6 protein-coding genes and 3 pseudogenes are annotated in these 12,970 nt (G+C 36.8%); 2 read left to right on the top strand and 7 right to left on the bottom strand.

Annotated features, from left to right (window positions below; genetic code table 11):
* Window positions 1-234: 234 nt before the first annotated feature.
* The 5 genes and pseudogenes from D3222_RS22350 to D3222_RS22330 all read right to left on the bottom strand — a co-directional run.
* A pseudogene (locus tag D3222_RS22350) lies at window positions 235-786 on the bottom strand (serine hydrolase domain-containing protein); the annotation flags it as partial.
* A gap of 283 nt (window positions 787-1,069) precedes the next feature.
* A complete protein-coding gene (locus D3222_RS22345) occupies window positions 1,070-2,662 on the bottom strand; it encodes a serine hydrolase domain-containing protein (RefSeq protein WP_118988079.1) in 1,593 nt (530 codons plus the stop codon).
* Window positions 2,663-2,993: 331 nt separating this feature from the next.
* Window positions 2,994-4,586 carry a serine hydrolase domain-containing protein gene (locus D3222_RS22340; RefSeq protein WP_198672900.1) on the bottom strand — a complete coding sequence of 531 codons (1,593 nt, stop codon included), beginning with the start codon at window positions 4,584-4,586 and terminating at the stop codon, window positions 2,994-2,996.
* 306 nt (window positions 4,587-4,892) lie between these two features.
* On the bottom strand, window positions 4,893-6,485 hold the full coding sequence (locus D3222_RS22335) for a serine hydrolase domain-containing protein (protein WP_118988077.1): 1,593 nt from the start codon (window positions 6,483-6,485) through the stop codon (window positions 4,893-4,895).
* A gap of 493 nt (window positions 6,486-6,978) precedes the next feature.
* Window positions 6,979-8,571, bottom strand: a complete 1,593-nt coding sequence (locus D3222_RS22330; protein WP_198672899.1) for a serine hydrolase domain-containing protein — start codon at window positions 8,569-8,571, stop codon at window positions 6,979-6,981.
* A gap of 214 nt (window positions 8,572-8,785) precedes the next feature.
* Between D3222_RS22330 and D3222_RS26890 the strand changes: the two are divergent.
* Window positions 8,786-8,893 (top strand): annotated as a pseudogene (locus tag D3222_RS26890) (transposase); the annotation flags it as partial.
* Between the two features lie 110 nt (window positions 8,894-9,003).
* Window positions 9,004-9,180 (top strand): annotated as a pseudogene (locus D3222_RS22320) (IS982 family transposase); the annotation flags it as partial.
* A 137-nt stretch (window positions 9,181-9,317) separates the two neighbouring features.
* On the opposite strand, the gene D3222_RS22315 reads toward D3222_RS22320, so the two are convergent.
* Both D3222_RS22315 and D3222_RS22310 read right to left on the bottom strand, forming a co-directional pair.
* Entirely contained in the window at window positions 9,318-10,910 is a 1,593-nt protein-coding gene (locus D3222_RS22315) for a serine hydrolase domain-containing protein (RefSeq protein ID WP_118988074.1), read from the bottom strand.
* A gap of 669 nt (window positions 10,911-11,579) precedes the next feature.
* Window positions 11,580-12,680 (bottom strand): amidinotransferase, encoded by a 1,101-nt coding sequence (locus D3222_RS22310; protein ID WP_118988073.1) that lies wholly within the window; start codon window positions 12,678-12,680, stop codon window positions 11,580-11,582.
* Window positions 12,681-12,970 lie beyond the last annotated feature (290 nt).

Genomic DNA, 12,970 nt, shown 5'->3' with positions numbered 1-12,970 from the left:
TAACACAGCAGAAAAAGCTAAAAAAATCACATCCATTAATTCATGTTTTTTATTGATGTCAGAACGTGGGTCATCTATCTTGCTGATAAAGTTGAAAATACTCATTATTAAGATCACGCTTTTATAGAATAGAGAGATCTTAACGTTTTAATGAGAGAAGTGGCTATAAAAAGTTATATTTTGGTCTTTATTTAACCCAAATAACCTTGTTAAAATTGTGAGATCTTGCCCTGACGATTTACCTGAAACCACACTGACTATTTCCGCCAGTAAACTATAGCCCGTGTTGCTATAAGCATAATATGCTCCGGACGTAAAATTAAGCGTTTGTTGCCGTTGAACCAGCTTTCTCGCCAAATCAATATGACGATGGTCAAAGTCCGAGTTTTTACCTGCCAGATTAAAAAGCCCAAATTGATCCCTTAACCCACTGGTATGGTGAATAAGATGCTCAATGGTAATATCAGAGAATTCTGCGGGAAAATAATCTAAATATTGCCCAACTTTATCCTTGACGCTGAGCTTTCCTTCTTTTTCCAATAAGGCAATGCAAAAAGCAGTGAATTGTTTTGAAACACTTGCCAAATAGAATTTAGTATTAGGTTTTACAGCAACAGTATGTTCAATATTAGCCTTTCCGATATGGCGCTGATAAATGGTTTTATTACCGTGGGTCACAGCAACAGCGAATCCGCCACCCTTTTTTTTATTTTCAATATTAACCAGTTCGTCTATTTTCTTGAGAAATAATTCAATTTTATCAGTAGATATCTTTGATTTCATCATTAATTTCCTTATTTTAAGGTTATAAAACAGAACATATATATACGGGCAGTACTGTAAGACGTAAACAGGAAACATCCAAGTGATAATGGTTATCATTTAATATATAAAGGGCAATATAAAGTAACTACGGGAGCTGATGTTTAAAAAAAAAGACAGAACATAAATAGAATAGTTCTGCCTGGAAAAAGTACATCTAATAGGGAATATCTTTAGGCCCTCAATAGCATTAATTCCATTCTGCTATAACAATGCCGTTCTTCATTCTGATTGATCACCTTATAAATTAAACTGCGACAAATTCTACTCTCCAGCAGCCCCAATCATTGATATAGAGATGAGGTTTATTCGTATCAAAGTCAAATTCAAAATCGATAACAAATTCAGTACTCGGAGAGAAATAGCTGTTCCTATAAACCCGCCGCAAGGCTTCTTTATTCCCAGGATAAGTAATCCCATCAAGATAAATTCCATCTCCAGAAGTAGAAATAGTCATTGTTGCTTCTATTTCATGACTATAATAATTCCCTGACAATAGCTGAATATCGATACCACCGTCATCAGTCATCTTTTTAAAATGAAAAACATTGCCATTTTCATCAATCTGTTCCAATGCAATAACACTGTCATTTTCAATGATAGGTCTGAATAGGGTCTTACTTCCTTGCTGTTGGAATGAACAGTCAGAGTTAAAAGTAATCGGGTTGCCTTTTCCGAATAAATTACCTAACAAATAAACATCTTCCTTAGTAATAATATAAGGATAAGGCTCTGCCCCCCTGAAAATACCTGTGATATCAATATCACAGGTTAGACAATGTGGTTTTTCCGGTTCAATCATATTCGTGTTAAACAACATATCAAGACACTGTTCAATCCATTGAATGACATTAACATTTGTTGCAGAGGTAATCGCGATACCTAATTTAGCGTCAGGCAAAATACAAACTTCAGATTTGAAACCAGCATAGGAACCATCATGTTGTATTATTCTTTGCCCTTCTCGTTGGCTGATAATCAAACCGTAAGCATAGTTATTGCGATTGCCATTAGTTAAATCTAGTGTACGAGATAATTGAGGCAACAGCGCCTGAACAATAGATGGCGAATAAAATGCTCTGATCCAGCGACACAAATCATTCACCGTAGAATAACCCCCCGTGCCACCTACCACGGAACCATTGAGATCATACCTTGCCCATCGGGGCGGTTTCTCGTTATAAGTGTAACCCATCGCCCGATCAAGAATAATCTCCGTGACATCATCATAGAAAGAAGTATCTTTCATCTTTAATGGGGCGAAAATATTTTCTTCCGCATATTCTCTCAATGACTTACCTGAAACCACGCTGACGATTTCTGCCAGCAAATGATAGCCAGTATTGCTATAAGCATAATATTCCCCGGGCGTAAAATTAAGTGTTCGTTGCCGCTGCGTCAGTTTTTTTATCAAATCAATATCATGGTAATCAAAACGCGAGTTTTTACCTGCAAGGCGATAAAGTAAAGATTCATCACGTAATCCACTAGTATGGTGAATAAGATGCTCAATGGTAATATCAGAGAATTGTGCGGGAAAATAATCCAAATATTGCCCAACTTTATCCTTGACGCTGAGCTTTCCTTCTTTCTCCAATAAGGCAATGCAAAAAGCGGTGAATTGTTTTGAAACACTCGCCAAATAGAATTTAGTATTAGGTTTTATAGCAACAGTATGTTCAATATTAGCCTTTCCAATATGGCGCTGATAAATGGTTTTATTACCGTGAGTCACAGCAACACCGCATGCGCCACCCTTTTTCTTATTTTCAATATCAACCAATTCGTCTATTTTCTTGAGAAGCAACTTAATTTTATTTGTAGATATAGTAGATTCCATAATGAATTCCCTCATTTTAAGGTTATAAAACAGAACATATATACGATCTGATAGCAATATCATATACGGGTAATACTGTAAGACGTAAATAGCAAATCATCCAAGTAATAACCATCATCATTTAATGTATGAAAGGCCATATAAAATAGCTGCGGTTGTAAATCAAAATCAGTTAACCCTTGCAAACAGTTATTCGCCGACAATAATCATTTTGATAATTATATTTGCAAAAAACAGGCAAAACATAGACATAATAGTTCTGCCTGGAACAAAGTATATCTAAATAAAGGATACCTTTAGACTCTCAATAATATCAATTCCATCCTACCCATCAAACTACAACGAATTCTATCTTCCAACAACGTGAGTTACTGATATAGAAATGAGGTTTATTGGTATCAGGATCTAATTCAAAATCAATAATCAGTTCAGTACTGGGTGAGAAATAACTATTCCCATAAATCCGCCGTAAGACTTCCTTTTTACCAATATAAACAACTCCATAAATATAAATCCCATCGCCAGAAGCGGAAACAGTCATCGTTGCTTCTGTTTCATGGCTATAATAACGCCCTGACAATCGCTGAATATCGACGCCACCATCATCAATCATCTTATCTAAACAAAAAACATTGCCATTTTCATTAATCAGCTCCAATGCAATGACACTGTCATTTTCAATGATGGGTCTGAACCGGATTTTACCGCCTTTCTCTTGGAATGTACCGTCAGCGTTAAAAATAATCGGGTTACCTTTTTCGAATAAATTACCTAACAAATAAGTCTCTTCCTTGGTAATAATATAAGGATAAGGCTCCATCCCTCGGAAAATACCGGTGATATCGATATCACTGGTTAGGCAGTGCGGTTCTTCCTGCTTAATATCGGTGTCAAACAAGATATCAATATTCTGCTCCACCCATTTAGAAACATCAACACCTGTTGCAGTAGTAATCACAATACCTAATTTAGCATCTGGTAAAATACAAACATGAGATTTAAAACCAGTATAGGAACCACCGTGTTGTATTATCGTTTGCCCTTCGCGTTGGCTGATAATCAAACCGTAAGCATAATTATTGCGATTACCATTGGTTAAATCTGGTGTACGGGATAATTGAGGCAACAGATCCTGAACAATGGATGGTGAATAAAATGCTCTGATCCAACGACACAAATCATTTACCGTAGAATGAAGCCCTGAACCACCGACCACTGTATCGTTGAGATCATCTCTTATCCACTGGTGAGAGCCCTCGTTATAAGTGTAGCCCATTGCCCGATCAGGAATAATCTCGGTTATGTCATCATAGAAAAAAGTGTCTTTCATCTTTAATGGGGCAAAAACATTTTCCTCCGCATATTCTTTTAACGATTTGCCTGAAACCACACCGACTATTTCCGCCAGCAAATTATAGCCCGTATTGCTATAGAGATAATATTCCCCCGGCGTAAAGTTAAGCGCTTGTTGCCGTTGAGTCAATTTTCTGACTAAATCAATATGGCGGTGGTCAAAGTCTGAATTTTTACCTGCCAGGTGATAAAGTACAAACTCATCCCGTAATCCACTGGTATGGTGAATAAGATGTTCAATGGTAATATTAGAATATTCCGTGGGGAAATAATCCAAATATTGTCCAACTTTATCCTTGACACAAAGCTTCCCTGCTTTTTCTAGCAAAGCAATACAAAAAGCCGTGAATTGCTTTGAAACACTCGCCAAATAGAATGTAGTATTAGGTTCTACAGCCACAGCATGTTCAATGCTAGCTTGTCCGATATAACGCTGATAAATAGTTTTATTGCCGTGGGTAATAGCAACGGCGAGGGCGCCTCCCTTTTTTTTATTCTCAACATTAACTAACTCGTCTATTTTTTTGAGAAACAACTTAATATTATCTGTAGATATAGTAAATTCCATCATTCACTTCCTTATTTAAGGTTATAAAACAGAACATAGATATTCAGTCTAATAGCAATACATATGTGGGCAGTACTGTAAGATGTAAACAGGAAACATCCAAGTGATAATGATTATCATTTAATATATGAAGGGCAATATAAAGTAACTACGGGAGCTGATGTTTACAAAAAATAGACAGAACATAAATATCATAGTTCTGCCTGGAATAAAGAGTATCTAATATAAAATACTTTTAGGCTTTCAACAGTATCAATCCCATCCTGCTAGCCAAACGCTGTTCTAAATTTATATTTACTAACCAGTCAATTAAACCGCAACAAATTCCACATTCAAGCAACGTGAATTACCGATATAAAGACGAGATTTATTGACATCAGGATCAAATTCAAAATCAATAACAAACTCAGTACTGGATGAGAAATAACTATTCCCATAAATACGTCGTAAAGCCTCTTTTTTTACAGGATGGATAATCCCATCAATATAAATATTATCACCAGATGATATAATATCAATTACCGCCTCTGTTTCGTGACTATAATATCTCCCTGACAATAGCCGAATATCGACACTACCTTCATTGTTCATCTTTTTCAAATAAAAAACATTACCGTTTTCATCAATCTGTTCCAGTGCGATAACACTGTCATTTTCAACGACGGGTCTGAACTGGATTTTACTTCCTTGCTCTTGGAATGTACCGTCAGAATTAAAAGTAATCGGGTTACCTTTTTTAAATAAATTACCTAAGAAATAAATATCTTCTTTGGTAATAATATAAGGATAAGGCTCTATCCCGCGGAAAATACCGGTGATATCAATACCACTGGTTAAGCAATGTGATTTTTCCGGTTCAATATGGGTGTTAAACAAGATATCCATATACTTATCCGTCCATTGATCAACATCAACATCGCTTGCAGCAGTCATCGCAATACCTAATTTAGCATCCGGTAAAATACAAATATTCGCTCGAAAGCCAGCAAAGGTACCATTGTGTTGTATTATCCTTTGCCCTTCACGTTGGTCGATAATCAAACCGTAAGCATAATTGTTACGATTTCCATTATTTAAATCCGGTGTACGGGATAATTGAGGCAGTAGATCCTGAACAATCGATGGAGAATAAAACGCTCTAGCCCAACGACATAAATCATTCACGGTGGAATGAACCGCTGCACTACCCATCACAGAATTATTGATATCGCTTCTTATCCACTGTTGCGAATTCTCATTATAAGTGTAACCCATCGCCCGATTAGAGATAATCTCGGTTACATCATCACAGATAATGGTATCTTTCATCTTTAATGGAGCGAAAACATTTTCTTCTGCATATTCTCTTAACGACTTACCTGAAGCCACGTTGACGATTTCCCCCAACAAATAATAGCCCGTATTGCTATAAATATAATATTCCCCAGCGGGGGCGTTAAATGTCTGTTGTCGTTGGACCAGTTTTTCCATCAAATCAGCATTGCAGTAGTCAAAACTTGAGTTTTTACCTGCCAAACTATAAAGTAAAAATACATCCCGTAATCCGCTGGTGTGATGAATAAGATGCTCAATAGTAATATCAGAGAAATGTTCTGGTAAATAATCCAAATATTGTCTGATTTTATCCTTAACGTTGAGCTTTCCTTCCTTCTCCAGCAAAGCTATGCAAAAAGCCGTGAATTGTTTTGAAGTACTCGCTAAATAGAATTTAGTATCAGGCTGTATAGCAACAGCATGTTCAATACTAGCTTGCCCGATATGACGCTGATAAATTATCTTATCATCATGGATAATAGCAACTGCGAGAGCTCCACCTTTTTTTTCATTTTCAATATTAACCAGCTCATCTATTATATTGATATACAACTGAATATTATCTTTAGATATCATCGATTCCATCATGAATTTCCCTATTTAAGGTTACAAAACAGAAAATATACCCAATGGATTTCAAGCTGCATCGCGACGGCAAAGGAGCGAATCCCCGGGAGCATAGATAACTATGTGACCGGGGTGAGTGAGTGCAGCCAACAAAGAGGCAACTTGAAAGATAACGGGTATATATATACAACTTGATAGCAATACATATATGGGCAGTACTGTAAGACGTAAATAAGAAATATCCAAGTAATAATGACTATCATTTAATGTGTGAATGACAATATAAAGTAACTGCGGATGAAAATTAGAATTAGCTAAATTTTATAAACATTTATTTTCTTTCAGGAATTATTTTAGGATATAATGTTTACAAAAACAGGCAAAACATAAATATAACTGTTCTGCCTAGGATAAAGTGTATCTAGTAGAAAATATCTCCAGGTTCTCACAATAGCATCAATCCTTTCCTTGCTAACAAAATACTGTTATAAATTTGCATTTACTAACCTAAAAATTAAACTGCAATGAATTCCAAATTCAAGCAGCGTGAATTACTGACATAGAGACGACATCTGTTTTTATCAGGATAAAACTCAAAATCAATAATAAGCTTAGTTCTTGTGGACAAATAACTATTCCCATAAATATGCCGCAAACCCTCCTTTTTCATAGGATGGACAATCCCATCAATATAAATACTTTCACCAGACGATATAACATTAATTATCGCCTCTGTTTCGTGGCTATAATAGCTCCCTGACAATAGCTGAATATCGACACTACCTTCATCATTCATTTTTTTAAAATAAAAAATATTACCATTTTCGTCAATCTGTTCCAGTGCGATAACATTGTCATTTTCAATGATCGGCCTGAATCGGGCTTTACCTCCTTGCTCCTGGAATGTACCGTCAGAGTTAAAAGTAATCGGGTTACCTTTTTCGAATAAATTACCTAAAAAATAAACATCTTCTTTGGTAATAACATAAGGATAAGACTCTATCCCCCGGAAAATACCGGTGATATCAATATCATTGGTTGGGTAATACGGTTTTTCTGGCTCAATATCGGTGTTAAGCAATATATCAATATACCGATCCACCCATTTAGCAACATCAACACCTGTTGCAGCAGTTATCACGATACCTAACTTAGTATCCGGTAAAATACAAATATTAGCTCTGAAGCCAGCATAAGTACCGCCATGTTGTATTATCGTTTGCCCTTCGCGTTGACTGATAATCAAACCGTAAGCATAATTGTTACGATTGCCATTGGTTAAATCTGGTGTACGAGATAATTGAGGCAACAGATCCTGAACAATCGATGGCGAATAAAACGCTCTCATCCAACGACACAAATCACTCACAGTGGAGTGAACCCCTGCACAACCCACCACGGAATTGTTGATATCGCTTCTTATCCACCGTTGCGAATCCTTATTATAAGTGTAACCCATCGCCCTGTTGGAAATAATCTCGGTTACATCATCGCAGATAAAAGTATCTTTCATCTTTAATGGAGCGAAAACATTTTCTTCTGCATATTTTTTCAACGACTGGCCTGAAACCACGCTGACGATTTCCCCCAGTAAATGATAGCCCGTGTTGCTATAAAGATAATATTCCCCAGTGGGAGCGTTAAGTGCCTGTTGTCGTTGGATCAGTTTTCTGACTAAATCAACATGGCAGTAATCAAAATCTGAATTTTTACCTGCCAGACCAAAAAGTAAAAATATATCCCGTAACCCGCTGGTGTGATGAATAAGATGTTCAATAGTAATATCAGAGAAATGCGCGGGTAAATAATCCAAATATTGTCTGACCTTATCCTTGACGTTGAGCTTTCCTTCTTTCTCCAGTAAAACTATGCAAAAAGCCGTGAATTGCTTTGAAACACTCGCTAAATAGAATTTAGTATTAGGTTTTATAGCCACAGCATGTTCCATGCTAGCTCGCCCGATATGACGCTGATAAATGGTTTTATTACCGTGAGTAACCGCAACAGCGAGAGCGCCACCTTTTTTTTTATTCTCAATATTAACTAATTCGTCTATTTTCTTGATAAATAATTTAATATTATCTGTGGATATTGTCAGTTTCATCATTAATCTCCTAACATTTATAAAAAACAGACAGAACATAAATATAACCCGAATTCTGGATAAGATATTGAACTGAAATGCCTGTTACAAGATCAGCATTTTAGACCAATAAAAAACCGCTCGAAGAAAGAACAAACTATAGACAAGTTAGTTGAAATTTTCTGTGATGTCGATGATTTCTTCCGCTTTTTCATTCCTCAGTGGGAACGATTTTGTGGAGAAGCTGGCAGAAACCGGCATCACCTTTATCACTAAAAAGCGGCGTAATATGAAAGCAGATGCTCTGGCTGAGAGGGATAAAATAATGTTATTAAAGCGATTCATTATTACCCGTTATCTTTCAAGTTTCCTCTTCGTTGGCTGCACTCACCCACCCCGGTCACATAGTTCGCTATGCTCCCTTGCCGTCGCGATGCATCTTGAAATCCATAGGGTATAGAAACGATCCGTGAGCAGTTAAAAACGATTTCTCAGATAGAACATTCACGCCACCGGAGTATAAAAGGATCTCTGTTGACAGTTTTGGGTGGACTCATTGCTTACTATCTTAAGTTGAAGAAACCGTCCCCAGATATTTTCTATTCGGAAGAAGATAGCACAGTGACGGCTTAAACAAAATTCAGGTTAAATATAATAGTTCTGTCTGGAACAAAGTGCATCTAATAGAAAATATCTTTAGGCCCTCAACAACCATTAATTCTATCCTGCTAACGAAACTCTGTTCTAAACTTATATTTACTAACCTGTAATTAAATTTCAACAAATTCCACATTCAAGCAACGTGAATTACCGATATAAAAACGAGATTTATTGGCATCAGGATCAAATTCAAAGTCAATAACAAACTCAGTACTGGGTGAGAAATAACTATTCCCATAAATACGTCGTAAAGCCTCTTTTTTTACAGGATGGATAATCCCATCAATATAAATATCATCACCAGATGATATAATATTAATTATCGCCTCTGTTTCGTAACTATAATAGCGCCCTGACAATAACTGAATATCGACACTACCTTCATTGTTCATCTTTTTCAAATAAAAAACATTACCGTTTTCATCAATATGTTCCAGTGCGATAACACTGTCACTTTCAATGACGGGTCTGAACTGGATTTTACTTCCTTGCTCTTGGAATGTACCGTCAGAGTTAAAAATAATCGGGTTACCTTTTTTAAATAAATTACCTAAGAAATAAACATCTTCTTTGGTAATAATATAAGGATAAGGCTCTACCCCTCGGAAAATACCGGTGATATCAATATCACTGGTTAGGCAAGGTGGTTTTTCTGGCTCAACATTGGTATTAAGCAAGATATCAATATACTGCTCCGTCCATTTAGCAACATCAACATCGATTGCAGCAGTCATCGCGATACCTAATTTAGCATCGGGTAAAATACAAATATTCGCTCTGAAACCAGCATAGGTACCACTGTGTTGTATTATCCTTTGCCCTGCACGTTGCTCAACAATCAAACCGTAAGCATAGTTATTACGATTACCATTAGTTAAATCCGGTGTACGGGATAATTGAGGCAGTAGATCCTGAACAATAGACGGTGAATAAAACGCTCTAGCCCAACGACATAAATCATTCACGGTGGAGTGAACCGCTGCACTACCCATCACAGAATTGTTGATATCGCTTCTTATCCACTGTTGCGAATTTTCATTATAAGTGTAACCCATCGCCCGATTAGAGATAATCTCGGTTATATCATCACAGATAATGGTATCTTTCATCTCTAATGGAGCGAAAACATTTTCTTCTGCATATTTCTTCAACGACTTACCTGAAACTACGCTGACGATTTCCCCCAGCAAATAATAGCCCGTGTTGCTATAAATATAATATTCCCCAGTGGGGGAGTTAAATGTCTGTTGTCGTTGGATCAATTTTCTCACTAAATCAGCATTGCAGTGATCAAAACTTGAGTTTTTACCTGCCAGACTATAAAGTAAAAATATATCCCGTAACCCGCTGGTATGATGAATAAGATGCTCAATGGTAATATCAGAGAAATGCGCGGGTAAATAATCCAAATATTGTCTAACTTTATCCTTGACGTTGAGCTTTCCTTCTTTCTCCAGCAAGGCTATGCAAAAAGCCGTGAATTGTTTTGACGCACTCGCTAAATAGAATTTAGTATTAGGCTGTATAGCAACAGCATGCTCAATGCTAGCTTGCCCGATATGACGCTGATAAATGATCTTATCACCGTGGATAATAGCAACGCCGAGAGCTCCACCTTTTTTTTCATTTTCAATATTAACCAGTTCATCTATTTTATTGATAAATAACTGAATATTATCTGTAGATATCATCGATTCCATCATTAATTTCCTTATATAAAGTTATAAAACAAGACATGTATATGCAGTCTGATAGCAATATATATGTGGGCAGTACTGTAAGACGGAAATAACCAACATCCAAGTAATAATGGTTATCATTTAATATATAAAGAGAAACAGAAAGTGACTGCGGTCGCTCATCGGAATAGGTGAATTCGGACTAGAAAAGATTCTCTACCAGCGATTATTTCAGAACTCATACTTAAATCCAGAATTAAACAGCCTGTTACTATTCATAATCATAGAAATGGTGGAGAGGAGAGAGAAAATACAAGCAAAACGCATGCACACACTGTGATTAATCTTAACTGTGTGCATGCGGATATTTATCTCTAACATTTACATTAGTCGTATATAAATGTAGAGGTATATTTAGCATGGTCAAATATTGGGAGAGATTTCAATTCTATAATCACTTTTATATCCCAATACACAACTCGTGCAACAGTGGCTACCATATATACCCGTTATCTTTCAAGTTGCCTCTTTGTTGGCTGCACTCACTCACCCCGGTCACATAGTTCGCTATGCTCCCGGGGATTCGCTCCCTTGCCGTCGCGATGCATCTTGAAATCCATAGGGTATGCAAGATACGTAATGCAAACATTACTGCATCCCAAAGGGAATATCTCCAGATAGCCATCATTATTCCTAGTCAAGATAAGACTGTAAAGTTCCGCGCCGCCTTACATCCACGGTGGCACAATGGAAGGAACCGCCGAACGTATTAAAATTCCTGAAATTACATGGAATAGGCGTAAAGCCCCAACTTTTCATCGCAGCAATCATTGGCTCATCCTGCTTTTCAACAATCACCCGCTGTTCATCCAACATCAGAATATTCATGTTGATCCATTTACTGGTCGTATACAGAGGATGGTCATCAGGAATAACCGGCTTAGGCGCATGTAATACATCCCACTTCCTAAACAATTCAGGAATTTTTAATACTTTTTCTGGGTGAATTAATAGTTTTCCTGGCGCCATAGGAACAAAAGTGGCATCAATATGCATAGGGCTATCATCGTTAAATTCAAAAACATGAATACGATATTCATCACCTATATGACGACGAAGCCATTCAATACCAAATTCATTTGTGACATGGCTCTTTTGAGCAATGATGTCTCGCCCACATCGAATAAAATCCGCAGCATCAAACGTCGGTTCAAATTCAGTTATAGCAAGGGGAACACGCTCCTTGTCATTAGGCTGATGCCATTCGAAATTATATTGTTCTTCGATCAGCTGTGGCTTTGGCCCGGCGCTCCATTTTGCACCCTTCTTAAAGTAATCTTTAAGTAAAGTCTTATATGCCGCCGTCTCAAAATAACGGGAACGCCATGCTAGCGGGCATTCAATAATATCATTTCCAATAACTAACAGCACATCACGAGGCATTGCACAATAAAACCCTGTACTACTCCAGCCTGGTGCGCCAAATACCTGAGATTGATCTTGCGGATCTGGACGACGTACTGTCACACCTTCACCTTCAAGAATATGGACAAACTCTTCTAACTCTCTAGATGCTGCATCAATTTGCTCTTGCGGAAATGACCGACCTGCATACCGATGAAAATTATCAATCTGATTCGGTGGTAGTATTGGCTCTATCGCCATATGCCAGCCGGGAAATCTGGCGCCATCAACTACACCGACAATAACCTCCTCAAGTGGGTCCCATTCATTAAAAGAACAAACTGGGGAAGAATTCTTACTATTACAATCTGTTACATTTGAATCAAGCATGTCGTCTCCTGATATTTTAATATTATGTCGCTTTAAAACTATAACAACTGTATTAATTGCGACCCTATTTCATCAATATAAACCTCTTAGAAAAAATTCAATTTCAATATATCATCATACATAATATTATGGATTTACATATTTTTCAGTTTAAAAAATCAAGTTAACTATAATTTTTTTAGATCTAATAAATCCAACAATAAATTATAACATTGGTTATTTAAAACAGTAAAAACTGTTAAAAGATTTATTTTCCCGTTATAAAATGTTTAACCAAGGTAATAATATAC

The sequence above is a fragment of the Photorhabdus sp. CRCIA-P01 genome (assembly GCF_003545805.1).
GTDB classification, from domain to species: Bacteria; Pseudomonadota; Gammaproteobacteria; order Enterobacterales; family Enterobacteriaceae; genus Photorhabdus; species Photorhabdus antumapuensis.
This window is presented reverse-complemented; position numbering and strand designations above follow the sequence as displayed.